Genomic DNA, 18,736 nt, shown 5'->3' with positions numbered 1-18,736 from the left:
TGCCGGCCACCAGCAGGTGCGGCATGCGCGCGAGGTCGGCGATGATCGGCTCGCCGCCGATGTTCTTGCCCAGGCACAGGGCCAGCTTGTGCTTGCTCTCCGCGAAATCCGCCGATGCCAGCAACTCGCGCAGGTAGACGGTCTCGCGGGTGTCGTTCGGCAGTTCGATGCCGATGACGTTGCGGCCGGGCACGACCGCGACGCGGGCCGAGACCGCCGACATCGACCGGGCGATGTCGTCCGACAGGCCGATGACGCGGCTGGACTTGGTGCCGGGGGCCGGCTCGAGTTCGTACAGGGTGACGACCGGGCCCGGCCGCACCGCCAGGATGTCGCCGCGCACCCCGAAATCCTGGACCGTCTGCTGCAGGTTGAGGGCGTTCTGCTCCAGCACGTCGGCATCGACCTCCTCGCTGCCGCCGGGTGCCGGCAGGGCGAGCAGTTCGAGAGAGGGCAGCTCGTAGTCGGCGTTCTCGATCGACGCGATCTCGAGGTGGCGGCCGGCCGGGATCAGGTGCGCCCGCGGCGCGACCATCGGGAGCGCGGCCGGCACGGGGACCGGCGCGGCAATCGTCTCGGCGGTCGTCTCGATGGTCCTCTCAGGGGTCGTCTCGGCAATCGTCTCGGCCGTCGTCTGGACCGGAGCGATCTCCGCCGCGACGGTCGCGGCCTCGACCGCGGCGGGCTCGGTCTGGGGCGCCAGCTTGCCCCGGAGCAGGACCGGGCGCGGCGTCATCGGGATCACCACCCGCTCGGCCTCGCCCCGCTCCGGGACCGGTGCGACGGTCGCCGAAGCCGGGACGGATTCGGGCTGAACCGGGAGCGTCGGCTGACCGGCCGCGCGGATCGCCGCCCGGGCCGCCATGGCGCTGAGAACCGGGGCGCGGCGGGGAGTCTCGGCGGACGGCGCCACCGGGGGCTCCGCCGGGGCGCTTCCGGGACCGAAGACCAGCGACAGGGCCGTCGCCGCCGGCGCGGACGGCCCGAACGCGCTCCGGATCGCGGCGGCCTCGTCGACCCCGGGGATGCCGGCGGACGCCAAGCCGTTATCCTGCCCGGCGGAAGGCCGGGGCGGCTGGTCGAACCGCACCAGCCGGTCGAGGACGTAGACCGGCCGCGGCGGCAGTGCGGTGAGATGCGCGATGTCGTGGGTCATCGCGGCGACGTGCGCGTCGGACGCCCCCTGCGGTTCGGCCTTCGCCGCCTCGGCGGCCGTTTCCAGCGCCGCCCAGGCCTCCACCGATGACCAGTCGCCGCCGTCGAACCAGGGCTGGACCCCGGACCAGTCCGGAAGATCGGACCAGTCGCGCGCGGGCGCCTCGACGGCCGGAAGCGGCTCGACCGGGGCGATCACGGCCGTGGACGAGGCCAGCTCGACGGCGGGGCGCACCGGCCGGCGGTCCGGCGTGCGGAAGTAGCGGACGCCCGGCGGGGCGACGAAGGGCTGGCGCCACAAGGGCAGCGCGTCGTCGGCCGGATCGGCCGCCTCGGAAAAGACGGTCTCGGGTGGCGCGAGGCGCGCGGCCTCCGCGCGGGCCATCGCCGCCCGCTCGGCCTCCTCGCGGGCGGCGCGCTCGGTCTCCAGGGCGAGGCTCGCCGCCTGTGCCTCGGCGCGGGCCCGCTCCAGGGCGACGCGCTCGGCGTCGAGGGCGCGCTGGCGGCGCTCCTGGAGGACGGAATCGGGCGTGCGGGTCCAGCGCACGGCCGAGGCCGACGCAGGGGGAACCGGTGCGGCGAGCGGCGCGCCCTCCGGGGCGATGGCGGCGGGCCGGCGCGGCTGGCGCACGAGCACGCCCGGCGAGGAGGCGCTGCGGTCGATCCGGCTCTCGAAGGAGGCGTCGAGCGCGTCGAGGCTGGCCCGGTCGTCGAAGACCTGGGACGGCCACTGGTGCCCGGGCTGCGCCGCGCCGGCGGCGCGCGGAGAGCGCTCCGGCCCCTCGCGGCCGACGAGAGCGGCCGGCGTGGTCAGCCAACTCGGCTCGGTCCGGCGACCGGGGACGCCGTAGGCCGGCCGGGCCGGCAGCCCGGCCGGCGTGCCTGACAGGCGCCGGGCGAGGCTCGCGCGGAACGCCATGAGTCGATGCGCCAGGGCTCCGAGTGAGAGGCCCGGACGGTCACCGCCGCGGACGGGCCGGGCGGGGTCACGGTGGGAGTACGGAGGCCGTCCCGATGCGCGCATGGGTTCTCGAACGATACTCGAAACAGGGATCCGCCGACGCGCGGCGGCTGCCGTCAGTTAGGCCATTTGTCGTTAATGGAGGCTTGCCGCCGCCCCGCTCCGCGGAAACCATAAGGTCCCGGGCGGAGTGTGCTGCACTGCACTGTGCTCGGTCATCCCGGACGCCGGGCGAGCGTTCCGGACGTCGCGCGGGCGTTCCAGGCGGTCGGGGTCGCCGCATGGGCGGCGGACCGCGCAGGCGCGGAACCGCGCTGCGATATCCGCCGACGCCGCGTCCACGCCCTGCCCGGGCGAAGTCCGCGGTCATGCCGCGGAGCGCCGCCCCCGGGACCGGCGGCCGATCAAAAAACCCGGGCCCACGAAGCTGTGGCGCTCCTGCGTGCGTTTGCCTAGGCTGACAGCCTCCTCTGCCGTTCAGGTGCCCGTGACCCAGCCGCCTTCCCTCTCCCTCGCCGATCCCCGGACGGCCGGCCCGGCGCAGTTCCGGTCGCTGTATCGACACGGCTTCGCCCGGGTCGCGGCCTGCACCGGCCGCAGCCACCCGGCGGAACCCGAGCGCAACGCCGACGTGGTGCTCGGCCTCGCCCGGACCTGCCACGAATCAGGGGCGGCGCTCGCCGTGTTCACGGAACTCGGCCTGTCCGCCTACGCGATCGAGGATCTGCTGCTCCAGCAGACCCTGCTGGACGCGGTCGAGGCCGCCGCCGCCCGGGTGATCGCCGAGTCGGCGTCCCTCCGGCCGCTGCTGCTGGTCGGCGCGCCGCTGCGCTGGCGCCACCGCATCTATAACTGTGCCCTCGCGATCCAGGGCGGCCGGCTGCTCGGCGTCGTGCCGAAGACCTTCCTGCCGAACTACCGGGAATTCTACGAGAAGCGCCACTTCGCCTCCGGCGCCGGACTCGCGGGCGAGACCATCCGGGTGGCCGGTCACGAGGCGCCCTTCGGCACCGACCTGCTATTCCCGGCCGAGGACCTGCCGGGCCTCGTGGTCGGGGTGGAGATCTGCGAGGATCTGTGGGTGCCGGAGCCCCCCGGCATGCGCGCGGCGCTCGCGGGCGCCACCGTGCTGGCGAACCTGTCGGGCAGCCCGATCACGGTGGGCCGGGCCGAGTCGCGGGCGCTCCTGTCGCGGGCAGCCTCGATGCGCGGTGCCTGCGCGTATGTCTACGCGGCGGCCGGCCAGGGCGAGTCGACCACCGACCTGTCCTGGGACGGCCAGACCAGCATCGACGAGTTGGGCGTGCGCCTCGCCGAGGGCGAGCGCTTCCCGGACGGGCCGGTGACGACGCGCGCCGACATCGACCTCGACCTGATCGCCCAGGAGCGCCTCCAGGCCGGCAGCTTCGACGACGACGCGCGCCGGCACGTCCTCCCCTATCGTCGCGTCCCGTTCCGCCTCGCCCCGCCCGCGGCCGATCTCGGCCTGATCCGGCGGATCGAGCGCTTCCCGTTCGTGCCGGCCGATCCCGCGCGCCTCGCGCAGGATTGCTACGAGGCCTACAACATCCAGGTCGTCGGCCTCGCCCAGCGCCTGGAGGCCACCGGCACCCGCAAGGCCATCATCGGCGTCTCGGGCGGCCTCGATTCGACCCACGCGCTGATCGTGATCGCCAAGGCCTTCGATCGCCTGGGCTACCCGCGTTCCGACATCCTGGCCTACACGCTGCCGGGCTTCGCCACCTCGAACGCCACCAAGATCAACGCTCACGCGCTCATGAAGGCGCTGGGCTGCACGGCCGCCGAGATCGACATCCGCCCGGCGGCCAAGCAGATGCTCGCCGACATGAACCACCCCTTCGCCAGGGGCGAGGCGGTCTACGACGTGACCTTCGAGAACGTGCAGGCGGGCCTGCGCACCGACTACCTGTTCCGGCTGGCCAACCACGCGGGCGGCATCGTGGTCGGCACCGGCGACCTCTCCGAGCTGGCGCTGGGCTGGTGCACCTACGGCGTCGGCGACCAGATGAGCCACTACGCGGTCAATGCCGGCGTGCCCAAGACCCTGATCCAGCACCTCATCCGCTGGGTGATCGGCAACGGCGAGGTCGGGCCGGACGAGGCCCGCACCCTCCAGGCGGTCCTCGACACCGAGATCTCCCCCGAGCTGGTGCCGGTGGACCAGGACGACAGCCCGCAGAGCACGGAAGGGACGATCGGCCCCTACGCCCTGCAGGACTTCAACCTGTTCTATACGCTGCGCTACGGGTTCCGGCCCTCGAAGATCGCCTTCCTGGCGCTCCACGCCTGGGGCGACCGGGAGCGGGGCTTCTGGGCGCCGGACTTCCCCGAGACCAAGCGGGTCGCCTACGCCCTGCCCGAAATCCGCCGCTGGCTCGGTGTCTTCCTCGGCCGGTATTTCGGCTTCAGCCAGTTCAAGCGCTCGGCCCTGCCGAACGGGCCGAAGGTCTCGGCCGGCGGCTCCCTGTCGCCGCGGGGCGACTGGCGCGCGCCCTCCGACGGGTCCGCCCGCATCTGGATCGAGGAGCTGAACCGAAACGTCCCTGAAACTTGACCGTCACAAACTCGACCGATTGTGCCATTATGAGCACGGTCAAGCCGATTCTTTGCAGTGCGAGATCTCGCATTGGGAAGAATCGGCTTCGAGGGCGGCCAGGCGGAGGACTTCGGATGCGAAGCTACAACCTGTTCCGGCTCAAGGGCGAGGAAGGTCTCTGCTGCGCGGTGCCGGAAGCCAGCACCGTCCCGCCCTTCATCGGCGCCGGTCGCTGGACGTTCGGCGGCAAGCTCTGCGACGGGAGCCGGCAGCCCCTCGACTTCGACGACAGGGCCGCCGACACCGCGGTGCGCTTCAACGGCTTCTACCTGTTCCAGACGGTGGACCGGCGCTTCATCGACTGACCGGGTGGGCTGACGGCGGCGCGTCGGTCGGGAGCGCAGGAATGGCGCCCCTCCTCCGCGGGGAAGCGACGCCAGGCCAGCCGCTCACGCTCGTTCGACGACGGCAGCGGACGCGCGGAGCCGTCCGATCGCAGCTGGGACCGCGAAAACCGGCCTGCCCCTCTCGCGTCCGCACTCGCCAGTGCAGGAGCCATGAAGTCCGGTATTCCGACGAAGATTCCTTAAGGGCTGGCGTGCAGAAATCCCGGCATCGTCGGGATTCCGGAGCCGCCCAAATGTCGGAGCATCGCAGAGAGGCGCGCCAGAGGGTCTTCCTCAAGGGCCGCATCGTGTTCAACAACGGCTCGTCGAGCTTCGACTGCTTGGTGCGCGATATGTCCGCCACTGGCGCGCGCTTGGTCATGAGCGACGCCACCACGCTGCCGGAGGCGTTCGACCTGTACATTCCGCAGAAGGACCGAACCTTCCGCGCGACCCTGCGCTGGCGGCGCGAGGATGGCATCGGCGTCACCTTCGCGGACGAGCAGGCCCGGGCCACCACCGCAGCCCCCGCTCCGGCGGCGACCGACGCCTCCGTGAGCATGCTGCTGAAGCGCATCGGTGAGCTTGAGACCGAAAACGCCGCCCTGCGCCGGCTGCTCGCCAGCATGGCCCAGACCGGTGAGGCGGCGAGCGCGGCCTGAGAGTCAGCCCTGTCCTTCGAGGACGGCGCGGATCCGCGCGGCGTGCTCGGCCAATACCGTATTGTCGGCCATGCCCCCCTCGTGGCGCTTCAGAGGCACGCCCTCGCGCCGCGGGACGACGTGGACATGCAGGTGGAACACGGTCTGCCCGCCGGCCGGCTCGTTGAACTGAAACACCGTCAATCCGTCGGCTTTGAACGCGGTCTTCACGGCCTGGGCCACGCGTTGGACGCTGGCAGTCAGGGCGGCGAGCGAAGCCGGATCGGCGTCGAGCAAGCCTCTGGCGGGCGCCTTCGGAATCACGAGGGTGTGGCCCTCGCCCTGGGGCATCACGTCCATGAAGGCCAGCGTGTGCGCGTCCTCGTAGACACGGTGGCACGGGATCTCGCCCCGCAGGATCTTGGCGAAGATGTTGTCGGGGTCGTAGCGGGCGTCGGCCATGCTGCTTCCGGGTCCTTCCTGAGCCGCGACAGGTTGCACGGGGCGCCCGGCCGCGTCCACACGGGAACCGCCGGCGGACCGGAACGCTTGCACCGCCGCGGTTGGGTCCGCGTGTCCCGGCACCCGGCCGGGCGTCCACATGCAGAACCGAGGTCGGGGAGTTCCGGATGGCGCACGAGAGCACGGGTGCGATCTACGCGGCGGCAGGCGCGAATCTCGCCATCGCGGCGGCGAAGTTCGCGGGCGGGGCGCTGACGGGCTCCACCGCGATGCTGGCCGAAGGCGTGCACTCGATGGTCGACACGGCCAACCAGGTGCTGCTGCTCGTCGGGATGAAGCGGGCCGAGCGGCCCGCCGACGCGCGCCACCCCTTCGGCTACGGGCGCGAGATCTACTTCTACGCCTTCGTGGTCGCCCTGATGATCTTCCTCGGCGGCGGCGTCTTCGCGGTCTACGAGGGCGTGGAGCGGATCCGGCATCCCGAGCCGGACGTGGACGCCGAGTTCCTCGGCTACCGGCTGCCGGGCATCTGGGTGAACGTCGCGATCCTGGGCTTCGCCATCGTGGCCGAGGGCATATCGTTCTTCGTGGCGATGCGGCAGTTCTGGGCCGAGAAGGGCCGACACTCGGCGCTGCGGGCGATCCGGCGCAGCAAGGACCCGACCCTGTTCACCGTTCTCGCCGAGGACACGGCCGCGCTGATCGGCCTGCTGATCGCGCTGGCGGGCGTCGCGCTGAGCCATGTCCTCGAGATGCCGAGCCTCGACGGCTGGGCCTCGGTGGGGATCGGCCTCGTCCTGATCGGGATGGCCGGGTTCCTGATGGTCGAGACCCACGGCCTGCTGATCGGCGAGGCGGCCGACCCCGAGATCGTGGCGGCGATCTCGGAGCTGGCGCGCGCCGAACCGGGCGTGCTCCACGTCAACGAGGTGCTCACCCAGCACCTCGGCCCCGCCGACATCCTGGTCAACCTCAGCATCGACATGGCCGACGACCTGAGCGCGGGCGACGTCGAGAGCTTGGTGACGCGTCTCGACCGGGCGCTGAAGGAGCGCAACACGGACGTCAAGCGGGTGTTCATCGAGATCCAGCAGCAGGGGGATCACGGGGTACGGGCGGCGGCCTGAGGGGGTGTGCCGATCCTGCCGGACGGCCGGCCCGAACGGCGTTTGGCCGTCCTCCGGTTGCGTCCGGACAATGCGGATCAACGCGGAGGACCAGCCTGCCGCCCTTCGCAGTGAAGCGTCGCACCTCACGGCCGCCGTGCGGAGGATCAGGATCCCTACGGCGCGTCCCCGGTGGCCGGGATCGAGGCTGCTCCGGACAGAGCCGCCATGGTCCAACTGGTGGTCGCGGCCTTCGGCACCCGCGGACGGGATCGGGGCCCGCGCCTGAGCCGCGATCCGGCCGCTCAGGCGCTCCGGCCCACCTGCTCGAGGCTCAGCGCCCAGACCCGCTCCTGCACCGCCTCGTTGCGGCTCTCGGACGAGGAGGTCTTCGGCCGGGAATGCGAGAAGTAGCGGCCGGTGACGCCGTCGAGCTCCGGGGCGCTCGCCACGTGGAGGGACGTCCGGGCCCCCTTCTCGGGGGTGGTCAGGAACGGCCGTATCAGCGACCACGCGGTGCCGAACAGGCCGCCGGTGTTCTTGGCAAAGCCCGTGTTGATCACGCCCGGATGCAGGGCATTCACCGCGATGCCGCTGTCGCGCAGCCGCCGGGCCAGCGCGTAGGTGAACAGGACGTTGCCGAGCTTGGCCTGCGCGTAGGCCCGCATCGCGCCGTAGTGCCGGGCGCCCCCGATGTCGTCGAAGTCGATGTGCCCCCGGTAATGGGCCGCGGAGGCGACGTTGACGATGCGCGGCTCGGCGCCGGCTGCCGCCGCGGCCTTCAGGGTGTCGAGGAGTTCGAGGGTCAGGAGCACGTAGCCCAGGTGGTCCAGAGCCCAGGTGCGCTCGATGCCATCCACGGTGAGGGTGCGCCGGTCGAAGATCGCGCCGGCGTTGTTCACCAGCACGTCGAGGCGCGGGTAGGCATCGCGCAACGTCCCGGCGAGCCTGCGGATTTCGGCCTGCGCCGACAGGTCGGCGACATGCGCATCCACGCGCGCGCCGGAGGCAGCGTCCCGCATCATCCCCGCGCAGGCCTGCGTCCTGGCGGCATCACGCCCCACGATGACGACCCGCGCGCCGCGGCGCGCGAGCCCAAGGGCGGTCTCGTAGCCGATGCCGCTGGTCGCCCCGGTGACGAGGCAGACCTTGTCGCGCATCCCGGCGGCCTCAGAACACCGCCTGTCCGACCGCGAAGGCGATCACGACGATCACGATGGCGACCAGCAGGAACAGGCCGAACAGGATCCGCGCCAGCGAGCCGGCGCCCGAGGCGATGCCGGTGAAACCGAGGCCGCCGGCGATCAGCGAGATCACGAAGCAGATGAGGGCCCACTTGAGAAGGGTCATGGCGTCACTCCGGAGGGGCCCCGTGACAGGGCCGATGTTCGCTGCCTCAACCGCCGCCAAGCGCGACCGTTCCGCGGGGGTTTCCCCTCGGGCCGCTTTTATTCTCAGGGCGCCTCAGCCGGTCTTCGTCACCGCCTGCGCCGGCGCGTCCGCGCGCTCCAGCATGATCTCCGCCAGCGTGTGGTAGAGGCCGCCCCGGCAGACCGCCTTGGAGGCGGCATCCGCCAGGAGCGCGGCCACCATCAGCGGGATCACCATCGTGTGGTTCTGGGTCATCTCGGTGACGATGACGAAGCTGGTGATCGGCGCCTGGAGCACGCCCGTCAGGTAGGCCACCATCCCCATGAGCACGAGGGCGCCCACCGGCATGTCCGGCAGGACGCCGTGGATCGCGCCGCCGAGGCCGGCCCCCACCGCCAGCGACGGCGCGAACAGGCCGCCCGGGATGCCGCTGATCGAGCTGAGCACGGTGGCGGCGAATTTCAGGGGCGCGTAGGCCAAGCCCGCCGCGGCGTCGCCGTGGAGGATGGCCCGGGCCTCCTCGTAGCCGGTGCCGTAGGCGCCGCCCCCGGAGGCGAGGCCGCACAGGGCGACGCACAGGCCGCAGGCCGCCGCGAAGGCCACGGGCCGGGTCTTGATCAGGCGGCCGGACGTTCCGGGCAGGCCGCGGGCGAACAGGATCACCACGCGGCTGAACAGGCCGCCCGCGAGGCCGCCCGCGACGGCGATCAGCGGCACGATCCAGCTCGCCGCCAGCGGCAGGTCGGCCTGGGTGGTGCCGAAATAGGTATAGTTGCCGAGCAGCCCGAGGGAGGTCAGGCCCGCCGCCACGATCCCGGCCACGATCAGGCCGGAGGAGCGCGCCTCGTAGGCCCGGCCCAGTTCCTCGATGCCGAACACGATGCCGGCGAGCGGCGTGTTGAACGCCGCGGCGACGCCGGCCGCGCCGCCGGCGAGCAGCAGGCCCGGCAGCCGGTCCGGGGTCAGGCGCCCGAAGGCCGCCATGATCGCCGCGCCGACCTGCACGGTCGGTCCCTCACGACCCGCCGAGGCCCCGGAGAGGAGGCCAAGGAACAGGACCAGCACCTTGCCGAGCGCCACCCGGGGGGAGATGAGGGAGAAACGGAAGTCCGCGTCCCGGGCGTGCCGGGCGGCGATCACCTGCGGGATGCCGGACCCTTGCGAGTTCGGGAACACCGTGCGGGCGAGCAGAGCCGCCAGCGCGAAGCCCGCGGGCGTCAGCACCAGGGCGATCAGCGGCGAGGGCGCGGTGAGCCGCCGGAACCCGTCCTGCGCGAGGTCGGCGCCCTTGGCCATGAGCACGGCGGCGAGGCCTACGCCGATGCCGCCGGCCAGGAACAGCAGCCGGCTGCGCCAGAGGGGGTAGGCCCCCATCGAGGCCGAGCGCAGGCGCAGGATCGAGCGGCGGTAGCGGGAGCGCTTCGGGGCCTCGATCGTCTCCAGCGCGTCGTCCCGCATCTCGACCATGGTAGAGCACTGCACCCGCGCTGCCGAAGCAGCCGCTATACCGCAACCGGCAAAGATTGACCCCCGGCACCGCTTAAAAAGCGCGTCCCGGCCTCCGCCGATTACGCGGAGGCGCGGCGCGAAAGCAACGGCGCAGTTGCGGACCAGATCAATCAGGTCCATAGCGCCGCGGCGATGCAGACTATCTTCTCGACCGATGGAATCCGACCGGAGGACCGATTCCGCCAGTGGCGGGATCTCTGCGAAGATCGCCTCGTTCCGATGGCGCAGAACTGCCTGGGCGACGCGCCGTTCCACGCGACGATAGAAGGCAGGGAAATCGGATGCCTGGTGTTCACGCGATTTTCTTTGAGCAATCTCAGAGCCGCGACCACGCGCCCGATGCTTCGACATGAAAACAATAAATCTGATTATCTTTTCTTGAGTATAGTGCTCTCCGGCACCGTAAAGGCTGAGCAAAACGAATATTGTGGGAAGGATATTGCCGGAGATTTCTCAATACGGGACACGAATACGCCCTGGACGATCGAGCACGGCGGATACAGCGAGGTTCTGGCCGTTCAGATCCCCCGGGTCCGGCTCGAGGCCATGCTGGGATCGGCGCGCCGCTTCGCCGGGCTGACCGTGGGCGGCAACCTGCCGACCACGACGCTGACCCGCTCGTTCCTGGGGAATCTGCTGCGCGCGGGCGACCGGCTGACGCCGGACTCGGCGGAGCGCATGATCTCGGCGGGGATCGACCTCATCATCGCCAGCCTCGCCGAGCGGATGGCGATGGAGGCACCCAAGGCCCTGCAGGGCACCCTGACCCTCCAGCGGGCGAAGGCCTACGCGGCGGCGAATCTCGGCGATCCCGACCTCAACCCGTCGCGGGTCGCGGCCGCGGTGGGCGTTTCCCTGCGCCGTTTACAGGAACTGTTCCGCGACGACGGGCGCAACCTTGCGGCCTGGATCTGGCAGTTGCGGCTCGAGAAGGCCGCCCAGCGCCTGTCCGATCCGGCCTATCTCCATCTGCAGGTGGGCGAAGTGGCCTACCGCTGCGGCTTCGTCGACCAAGCCCATTTCTCCCGCCGTTTCCGCAACCGCTACGCCGTCAGCCCGCGCCAGTATCGCCACACCGCCCTGGCCCGGGCCACCGCAGCCATGCTGTGAAGGGCCGGCACGCGCCGGATCGCCCGCCGCTCCCGCGGCCCCGGAGGGAAGAGGCGACGGCCTGGGCGGGCAAAGCCCGGCACGGGTGTAGCGACGGCGGATGCCGCGCCATCCGGCGTCCGCCGGGTTCGCCGACGGGTCTGTCGCCGGCGGCCCTCACCGCTCGGCGGCGCACAGGTCCTCCACCGCGCGCACATACGACTTGGCGTCGAACTTCTTCAGGGAGTTCTCGCTCTGATAACGGACCGTGCCGAAGACCGGGCGGTTCTGCCAGGGGCGGTCGTGCAGGCCGTACACCCAGGCGACGTTGGTGAAGGAGTTCGGGTCGCGCCCGTCGAGGAAATAGCGGTTGTTGAGGCGGAGCGTCCGGGCGAACCCTTCCTGGGGCGAAGGCGACCATTCGAGAATCTTCTTGCCCCAGTACATCCGCAGCTGGTTGTGCATGTAGCCGGTCTCGCGCATCTCGCGCATCGCCGCGTTCCAGTAGCGGTCGTGGGTCTCGCCGGCCGCGAGTTGCTCCTCCGAGTAGGCATGGGGGCGCTCGTCCTTTGCGTGCTCGGCGAGGGTCTTGCGCGCCCATTCGGGGACGGCCCTGTCGTAGTCGTCGTAGCCCTCGGCGTAGAAGACGTGGTTCATGGCGAGCTCGCGCCGGACGATCAGTTCCTCCAGGTAGGCGCCGCGGTCGTCGTCATCGCCGACCTTGGCCGCGCGGATGGCCTGCGCGATCTCCACCGGCGAGATCTGCCCGAAATGCAGGTAGGGGCTCATGTGCGAGGCCGCGGCCGCCTCCGGCATGTTGCGCCCGGCCCCGTAGCCCGAGAACCCGTCCTTCAGGAATGCCGCCAGGCGCTGGCGGGCCTGCGTCTCGCCGCCGACAAACCGCTTCACCGGCCCGACCACCCGGTCCAGCGTCATCCCGGCCAGTACCGCCTCCGGATCGGAGACGTCGATCGCACTCTTCAGCTCGAGCGCGCCGGCCGCGCGCTTCGGCTTGCGCGGCGCCAGGGCGGCGATGAACGGATCCCAGAGGCGGTTCAGCTTCGGCCGCAGGGTCCGGGCGGCGAATTCATGCTTACCCGACGCCGTCTCCACCGGCACCACCACGTCGCCCTCGACCTGGACGATCCGGGTCTCCACGGCCGCGGCGATCTCCCGGTACCATCCCTTCTGGATGGCGAGGTAGCCGCGGTCGAGCACGAGGAGCGCCGCATCCGCGGCGAGGTCGATGGCGACCCGGGCGGGCGAGGCCTTGCGCATGACGAAACCGACGCCCCGCTTCTCCAGGCCCGCCTTCGCGTCCGCGAGCCCCTGGAGCAGGAAGGCGTAGTGCCGCGCATTGGCCTCGGGGAAGCCGCTGGCGCCGTCGAGCAGGCCGAAGCAGGCGACCACCGGCAGGTCCAGGCGGTTCGCCTCCGCGATGGCGAATTCCAGCGCCGGGTTGAACGTCGCCCGGTTGGCCTGCTGCAGCAGGTAGAGGACGTAAGCCCCGTCCGCGCGGGGCTCGACGTCGTTGAGGACCCGGATCCGCTCACCCTGGATCGCCATGCTCACCCTGATCCTTGCTTCGCGCAGCGCGCTGGAGACTTCGGAGACTTGGCGGATGAGCTAGAGCGGACGATGAGTTCGTCCCTCCGCGGGGGCGGGGCGCAGGGACGCAATCGATCCGCGGCCCCGCGGCGCGGATCACCTCGACAAAACCTTCCCTCATCAGGGACTTACGCGACGGGCGACGCGGCCGTGGCTGCGCCGATCAGAGTTCATCGGCCCCGGGGGCGCTGCGACATTTTCGACACACGCGGTCGCGGACGCGTGTGCGGGCGCACAAAAGGACAGCCCTGCTGTCCTGGTGCCCTTGCAATTTTCCTCCGCGAGCGCAGATTGTGCAGCGCGGGATGGCGATGGCGTCGTCCTCCCGCAGCCCTTCTTGGGCGTTTCCTCCCTAGACTTCGGGCCGCTCCTTCGGGAGTGGCCTTTTTTCTTTGCCGACCCGCGGTTGCCGGGCCGGCACCCCGGCGGCATCCTGCCATCGGGCGGAGGAGTGTCGGGTCATGGGCCTGCTGGACGGATTGCTGGGGCACGGCACCGCGGTCGATGCGGCGACCCTCGCGCGCAGACTCGACGGGATCCTGATCGACGGCGAGACGGCGCGCCTCGCCTTCCGGATCATCCGGGACGTCTTCGTCTTCACGGAGCGCCGCGTGATCCTGATCAACGTGCAGGGCGTCACCGGCAGCAAGGTCGAGTTCCTGTCCGTTCCCTACCGGGCGATCGTCCGCTTCTCGGTGGAGACGGCGGGCACGTTCGACCTCGACGCCGAGCTCAAGATCTGGGTCTCGGGCATGCCGCAGCCGATCGAGCGCACCCTCGGGAAGGGCACGGATGTCCCCGGCATCCAGCGCGCCCTGGCGGAGGGCGCGCTGGGCTGAGACCTCCGCGGCCTCAGCGCGTCGCGCCGCCCCGGCTCGCCGCCAGCGCCGCGGCCTTGCCGCCGGCGGCGTAGAGGTCGATCCGGGAATAGACCCCGAATTCCGAGCCGTCGTCGAGGAAGCCGCCGCCCGGTCCCTGGGTCTCGGTGAGGATGGCGTTGGCCTCGTCCAGCGTCAGCGCCGGGAAGGCCGCGGTGAGCAGGTGGCCGGCCTCCGGCGCGACCTTGCCCACGTCCTCCCGGCGGCCGGCGGTCTCCGGATGCACCACCGGCAGACCGTAGGTTTGGGTGGCCGCGTAGAAGGCCGCGTTGGCGGCCGGGTCCTTAAACCGGCCCGTATCCTGCGCGGCGCAGGCCGCCACCGCGTCGCCGCAGCCCGCCTTCAGCGCCGCGGTCATCGCCGCGCGGGCCTCCGTCAGGACCGCCCGGTAATCGGTCACGCTCACCGTCCTGTCGGCCTCCGCCGTAGCCTTGTCGAGCACGGCCGGGTTCTTCCGGATCTGGCCGACATAGGCCGGATCGTTGGCCAGCAGGTGGGCGAGCGCGTGCAGCGAGGTCGCCCGCCCGCCGAGCACATCCATGGCGTAGTGCGCCCCGACGATGATCCGGTCGTTGCCGTACTCGGCCGCGCGGGCGACCATCTGCTGGTAGCGCTCCGGCACCAGGAGCGCGAGCAGCATGGACTCGGTGTAGCCGTAGGTGGTGTGTCCGCTCGGATAGGACGGGCTGTCGACGAGGTTCTGCGAGGGGCCGCGCAGCCAGTCGAGGCTGTGGGACGGGTCGCCGAAATAATCCTTGCCCCGGTAGGCGCGCAGGCGCGGCAGGGTCTGGAACGGTCGTGAATTGCCGTAGCGGTCGGCGCCGGGGCTGCCGGCGGGGCGATCATAGGCCTTCCCGAACGCGTCGGTCACGGCGCCGTCCGCCAGGATCGCCGCGGCGTCGGTGGAGACCGGGGTCTGGCCGTTGGTGGTGGCGTTGGCGAAGAAGTACTTGCCGGAGTTCGAATCCGCCTTCGTCACGTTGTTGGTGTAGCCGATCAGGTTGGCGACCGCCGGCGCGATGCTGGTGAAGGTCTTGTAGTCGCTGTAGGTCGCCTTGGCCTGGTAGGCCTGGGCGAGCGTGGTGCCGAGGCCGTCGGCGAGGTTGGCGGCGTTGCCGTCGGTGATGAAGCAGTCCCGCAGGGCGAGCTGCTGCTGCTCGGGGAAGGGGAGCAGGACCGGCTGCGCGAGGTCGCCGGTCTGGATGTCGCCGGTGACCCGCAGGTTCGCGTCCAGCGCCGCCCGGCCCTCCGGCGAAAGCTGCAGCCGCGCCACCGGGACCAGCCCGCGCAGGGCCGTCAGGTTGGCGGGCGATTGCGCCAGCGCCGGGAGGGGCATAGCGGCCCCAAGCAGCACCAGCCCGATTCTCACGGTCCCGTTCATGCGCCCCTCCTCGTTTCCGGCCCGGGCTATCCCCGCGCCCGGGCCCGGATCATGAAGTTGTCGTAGGTGTATTCCGCCACCTGGAACCAGAGGTACTCCTCGTTCCGGAAGGTGCGCATCGCCTCGTAGGCGCGGCGGAAATCCGCGTTCTTGGCGGCGATCTCGCCGTAGACGTCGTTGGCGTTCTTGAGGGCGGCCTCCATCACCTCCTGGGGGAAGGGACGCAGCTGCGCGCCGCCGGCGACCAGGCGGCGCAGGGCCTGCGGGTTGCGGGCATCGTACTTGGCCTGCACCTCCGCGCCCACCTGCGCGGCGGCGGCCCGCAGGATCGCCTGATAGGATTTCGGCAGCGCCTTCCACTTCTCGGCGTTGAACCAGAAGTGCAGCATCGCGCCGCCCTCCCAGAACCCGGGATAGTGGTAGACCGGCGCGACCTTCTGCAGGCCGAGCCGCTCGTCGTCGTAGGGGCCGATCCACTCGGCGGCGTCGAGCTTCTTGCTCTCCAGCCCCGCGTAGATCTCGGGGCCCGGCACCGCCTGCGGCTGGACGCCGAACTTGGTCAGCACCTGCCCGCCCATGCCGCCGATGCGGAACTTCAGGCCCTGCAGGTCGGCGAGGCTCTTGATCTCGCGCCGGAACCAGCCGCCCATCTGCGCCCCGGTGTTGCCGCCCGGCAGGCAGACGAGGCCCGCCTTGGCGAAGACCTCGGCGAACAGCTCGGCGGCGCCCCCCGCGTGCCACCATGCGGCGGCGCCGCGCGCGTTGAGGCCGAACGGGATCGCGGTGGCGAGCGCGAAGGTCGGGTCCTTGGCCATGCCGAGGGTGGCGGGCCCGTGGCCCATCTCGACGGTGCCGGCCGCGACCGCGTCCAGCAGGCCCTCCCCCGGAACGGGCTCACCGGGGCCCTGCACCTGGATCTGGAAGCGGCCGTCGGTGGCCTCGGCGACGATCCGGCTGAGGGCCTCCGGGGCGCCGAACAGGATGTCGAGGGTCTTGGCGTAGGCCGACGACAGGCGCCAGCGCAGCTCGGGGGCGCCCTCCGCGCGGGCCGGGGCGGCGAGCGGCCCGGCGACCGCCGCGCCGAGGCCGGCCGCCAGCACGGTCCGGCGCCGCGGCCCGGTCAGGGGGAGCAGCGCGATATGTGTCTCGTCCAACGGCATCTCGTCCGAGCGTGTCCGATCCGTCCGGCGCGGGATCGGGGCCGCAGGTAGCATGTCCGCGCCGGTTCTCGAAAGCCGCGGACGGCGCGGGCAGTTCCGTCGCGGGTCGCAACGCGCCCGGGCCCGTGCTAGGCGCCCCGGATGCGATCCGAGCCCTCCGTCACCCTGCACACCGTCTGCGGCCTGGAGGAGCTGTCCGGCCACGGGGCGCGCGGCGTCAGCCACGTCCTGTCGCTGCTCGATCCCGGCACGCCGGAGCCCGAGGCCTTCGCGGCCTACGGCGCCCACGCGCGCACGACGCTCCACTTCCACGATTGCCTCGGGCCCGGGGACGGCCTCGTGCCGCCCGAGCCCGGGCACGTGGCGGCGATCCTCGCCTTCGGCCGCGACCTCGACGGCGCCGGCCACCTCCTGGTCCATTGCCATTACGGCCTGTCGCGCTCCACGGCGGCGCTGCTGATGCTGCTCGCGCAGGCCGAGCCGGAGGTCCCGGCTGAGGCCCTGGTGGCGCGCCTCCACGCCCTGCGCGAGCCCGCCTGGCCGAACGCCCGGATGATCAGCTTCGCGGACGGGATGCTCGGCCGGCAGGGGCGGCTCAGCGAGGCGGTGCGGCAGCTCCACGCGCTGCAGCTGCGGGTGCGGCCGCACCTCGCCGAACTGCTGCGCGGGCTCGGGCGCGGAGCGGAGGTGGAGGCGGCGGAGCGGTGACGGGCAGGCCGCCGGTCGACCTGACCGTCGCGGCTCAGGTGCGCCTGCTCATATTGGCGCCGCCCATGCCGTCACAGCAGCAGCCGCCGGCCTTGCCGGCCTTGGCGTGGTTCATCGCCATGCCGGCCTTGCCGCACATCATCCCAGCCTTGCCCTTGCCGCGGCAGCAGCTCATGGCGGAGGCGGGTACGGCGCTGAGCAGCGCCAGTACGGTGGCGATCGCGAACACGCTCTTCATCGTTCCATCTCCTGCAGCCCGATCGTCCGGCCCATCGCCCTAACCCCGCCCTCATGGCGCGGTCGGCGCACAACCGTCCAGCCCGATCGCACCGGACCCCCACGGCTCGCCCCGGCGAAGCCCGCGGCTCGTCACTTGCCCGCGGGCGTGAAGCTCCCGTCCTTCCACACGTAGAGCACGTAGCCCTGCGCCGTGACATCGCCCTTGGCGTCGAAGCCGACGGTGCCGAGCACGAGGTCGAACCGCTCGGCGTGGAGCGCCTGCGCGATCGCGCGCGGCTCGGTGGAATGGGCGAAGTTGCCGGCCGCGACCAGGGCCTGCATTGCCGCGTAGCCGTAGATCGTCGAGCCGGTGGGATCGATGCCCTCGGCCTTGAAGGTCTTCACCACGTTCGCGGCGGCGGGCTGCCGGCTCGGGTCGAGGTAGAAGGTCATCAGCACGCCGTTGCTCGCCGGTCCGGCGACCTTGGCGAAGTCCGGCGTGGCGATGGAGGAGGTGCCGAACCATTGCGGCCGGAAGCCCCGGTCCGCCGCGATCCGGACGAGCCGGCCCATCTCGGCGGCGTCGCCGCCGTAATAGACCACGTCGATCCCCGCGCCCTTGAGACGGTCGACCAGGGCGGCGTCATCCGCGTCGCTCGGCGAGAAGGACAGCGACAGCGCCTCGTTGACGCCGATGCGGTTGAGGTTGTCCTTGGTGGCGGCGGCGAGCGCCCGGGCGGCGGGGGTCTGATCCTGGAGCAGCGCGATCTTGCGGTCGCGGAACCGCTCGGCCAGCACGGCGGCCGACAGCCGGGCCTGATCGTCGTCGCGCCCGCAGACGCGGAACACGGTCGGCAAGCCGCGGTCGGTGAGCCGGGCCGCCACCGACGCCGCGGTGATCATCACCACGCCGTTCTGCGCGTAGATGTCGGAGGCGGCGATCGAGGCGTTCGAGCAGACATGGCCCACGACGAGGCGGACGCCGGAACGCACGAAATGGTTGGCCACCGCGGTCGCGGTGTTGGAATCGCAGGCGTCGTCCTGGACATCGAGGGTCACGGGCTGCCCGTCGAGGCCGCCCATGGCGTTGGCGTCCCGGGCCGCGGCCTCGACCCCGCGAAGCACCTGTTCGCCCACGGCGACGTAGGGGCCGGAGCGCGGCACAGCCACGCCGATCATCAGGTCGGCCGCCGCCGGCCCTGCCGACAGGAGCGCGATGCACAGGCTTAAGGAAACCAGCGCGGGCCGGAACGGCCAGGCTGCGGGGACGACGCGTCCGATCTTCATCGGGCTCTTCTAGGCATCCTAACGCGCTGCGGCCACGGGGTGCGGCTCCGTAGCCGCAGGTCCGCACCGCACACAACGCCCATACGCGAGGACGGGGCGAAACGCGATTTTTTTCCGCGGTCGATCCCGGCGCCGTCCCGTCGTCACTTCGCGTAGGCGTACGCGGTTGCCGCGGAGGCGAGGGGTCCTGTGACGCCGTTGAAGGCGGCGAGCACCTTGGAGACTTCGGTGAAGGGGGCGTTGGAGACGTAGACGAGG

The 18,736-nt window shown here is 71.6% G+C and carries 17 protein-coding genes; 7 read left to right on the top strand and 10 right to left on the bottom strand.

Annotation, left to right across the window (positions count from 1 at the left end; genetic code table 11):
- Nucleotides 1-2,074 (bottom strand): DNA translocase FtsK (locus MFF58_RS29875; RefSeq protein ID WP_283206486.1); only part of this gene is annotated, 2,074 nt, incomplete at its 3' end.
- 529 nt (nucleotides 2,075-2,603) lie between these two features.
- On the opposite strand from MFF58_RS29875, the gene MFF58_RS29870 reads away from it, so the two are divergent.
- From MFF58_RS29870 to MFF58_RS29860, 3 genes are all read left to right on the top strand, one after another.
- The gene (locus tag MFF58_RS29870) at nucleotides 2,604-4,691 is read left to right on the top strand and encodes an NAD(+) synthase (protein ID WP_238293702.1); all 2,088 of its coding nucleotides are present in this window, start codon (nucleotides 2,604-2,606) and stop codon (nucleotides 4,689-4,691) included.
- A 116-nt stretch (nucleotides 4,692-4,807) separates the two neighbouring features.
- A complete protein-coding gene (locus MFF58_RS29865) occupies nucleotides 4,808-5,038 on the top strand; it encodes a hypothetical protein (RefSeq protein WP_238293699.1) in 231 nt (76 codons plus the stop codon).
- Nucleotides 5,039-5,313: 275 nt separating this feature from the next.
- Nucleotides 5,314-5,721 (top strand): PilZ domain-containing protein, encoded by a 408-nt coding sequence (locus MFF58_RS29860; RefSeq protein WP_238293697.1) that lies wholly within the window; start codon nucleotides 5,314-5,316, stop codon nucleotides 5,719-5,721.
- 3 nt (nucleotides 5,722-5,724) lie between these two features.
- On the opposite strand, the gene MFF58_RS29855 is transcribed toward MFF58_RS29860, so the two are convergent.
- Nucleotides 5,725-6,162, bottom strand: a complete 438-nt coding sequence (locus MFF58_RS29855; RefSeq protein ID WP_238293695.1) for an HIT family protein — start codon at nucleotides 6,160-6,162, stop codon at nucleotides 5,725-5,727.
- A gap of 167 nt (nucleotides 6,163-6,329) precedes the next feature.
- Here MFF58_RS29855 and MFF58_RS29850 point away from each other — a divergent pair, with 167 nt between their 5' ends.
- Nucleotides 6,330-7,289 (top strand): cation diffusion facilitator family transporter, encoded by a 960-nt coding sequence (locus MFF58_RS29850; protein ID WP_238293693.1) that lies wholly within the window; start codon nucleotides 6,330-6,332, stop codon nucleotides 7,287-7,289.
- A 284-nt stretch (nucleotides 7,290-7,573) separates the two neighbouring features.
- Here the strand turns inward: MFF58_RS29850 and MFF58_RS29845 are convergent, their stop codons facing one another.
- The 3 genes from MFF58_RS29845 to MFF58_RS29835 all read right to left on the bottom strand — a co-directional run bounded on the left by MFF58_RS29845 (nucleotide 7,574) and on the right by MFF58_RS29835 (nucleotide 10,106).
- Nucleotides 7,574-8,428, bottom strand: coding sequence for an SDR family oxidoreductase (locus tag MFF58_RS29845; RefSeq protein WP_238293691.1), 855 nt, complete (start codon nucleotides 8,426-8,428; stop codon nucleotides 7,574-7,576).
- A gap of 10 nt (nucleotides 8,429-8,438) precedes the next feature.
- Nucleotides 8,439-8,618 (bottom strand): DUF1328 domain-containing protein, encoded by a 180-nt coding sequence (locus MFF58_RS29840; protein ID WP_007566531.1) that lies wholly within the window; start codon nucleotides 8,616-8,618, stop codon nucleotides 8,439-8,441.
- A gap of 114 nt (nucleotides 8,619-8,732) precedes the next feature.
- Nucleotides 8,733-10,106 carry a chloride channel protein gene (locus MFF58_RS29835; RefSeq protein WP_238293704.1) on the bottom strand — a complete coding sequence of 458 codons (1,374 nt, stop codon included), beginning with the start codon at nucleotides 10,104-10,106 and terminating at the stop codon, nucleotides 8,733-8,735.
- Nucleotides 10,107-10,280: 174 nt separating this feature from the next.
- Between MFF58_RS29835 and MFF58_RS29830 the strand changes: the two genes are divergently transcribed.
- Nucleotides 10,281-11,258 (top strand): helix-turn-helix domain-containing protein, encoded by a 978-nt coding sequence (locus MFF58_RS29830; protein ID WP_279602604.1) that lies wholly within the window; start codon nucleotides 10,281-10,283, stop codon nucleotides 11,256-11,258.
- Nucleotides 11,259-11,414: 156 nt separating this feature from the next.
- Here MFF58_RS29830 and MFF58_RS29825 read toward each other — a convergent pair whose 3' ends face one another.
- The gene (locus MFF58_RS29825) at nucleotides 11,415-12,803 is read right to left on the bottom strand and encodes a deoxyribodipyrimidine photo-lyase (RefSeq protein ID WP_238293686.1); all 1,389 of its coding nucleotides are present in this window, start codon (nucleotides 12,801-12,803) and stop codon (nucleotides 11,415-11,417) included.
- Between the two features lie 503 nt (nucleotides 12,804-13,306).
- Here MFF58_RS29825 and MFF58_RS29820 point away from each other — a divergent pair.
- A complete protein-coding gene (locus tag MFF58_RS29820; protein ID WP_238293684.1) occupies nucleotides 13,307-13,684 on the top strand; it encodes a PH domain-containing protein in 378 nt (125 codons plus the stop codon).
- A 13-nt stretch (nucleotides 13,685-13,697) separates the two neighbouring features.
- Here the strand turns inward: MFF58_RS29820 and MFF58_RS29815 are convergent, their stop codons facing one another.
- Together MFF58_RS29815 and MFF58_RS29810 are read right to left on the bottom strand one after the other, a co-directional pair.
- Entirely contained in the window at nucleotides 13,698-15,104 is a 1,407-nt protein-coding gene (locus MFF58_RS29815; protein WP_238293682.1) for a phosphatase PAP2 family protein, read from the bottom strand.
- A 26-nt stretch (nucleotides 15,105-15,130) separates the two neighbouring features.
- The gene (locus MFF58_RS29810; protein WP_238293680.1) at nucleotides 15,131-16,264 is read right to left on the bottom strand and encodes a TRAP transporter substrate-binding protein; all 1,134 of its coding nucleotides are present in this window, start codon (nucleotides 16,262-16,264) and stop codon (nucleotides 15,131-15,133) included.
- 141 nt (nucleotides 16,265-16,405) lie between these two features.
- Between MFF58_RS29810 and MFF58_RS29805 the strand changes: the two genes are divergently transcribed.
- Nucleotides 16,406-16,972, top strand: a complete 567-nt coding sequence (locus MFF58_RS29805; protein ID WP_238293678.1) for a tyrosine phosphatase family protein — start codon at nucleotides 16,406-16,408, stop codon at nucleotides 16,970-16,972.
- 34 nt (nucleotides 16,973-17,006) lie between these two features.
- Here the strand turns inward: MFF58_RS29805 and MFF58_RS29800 are convergent, their stop codons facing one another.
- On the bottom strand, nucleotides 17,007-17,210 hold the full coding sequence (locus tag MFF58_RS29800) for a hypothetical protein (protein WP_238293676.1): 204 nt from the start codon (nucleotides 17,208-17,210) through the stop codon (nucleotides 17,007-17,009).
- A 131-nt stretch (nucleotides 17,211-17,341) separates the two neighbouring features.
- Entirely contained in the window at nucleotides 17,342-18,478 is a 1,137-nt protein-coding gene (locus MFF58_RS29795) for a branched-chain amino acid ABC transporter substrate-binding protein (RefSeq protein ID WP_238293674.1), read from the bottom strand.
- Nucleotides 18,479-18,736 lie beyond the last annotated feature (258 nt).

The organism is Methylobacterium longum, from assembly GCF_022179385.1.
Classification (GTDB): Bacteria; Pseudomonadota; Alphaproteobacteria; order Rhizobiales; family Beijerinckiaceae; genus Methylobacterium; species Methylobacterium longum.
This window is presented reverse-complemented; position numbering and strand designations above follow the sequence as displayed.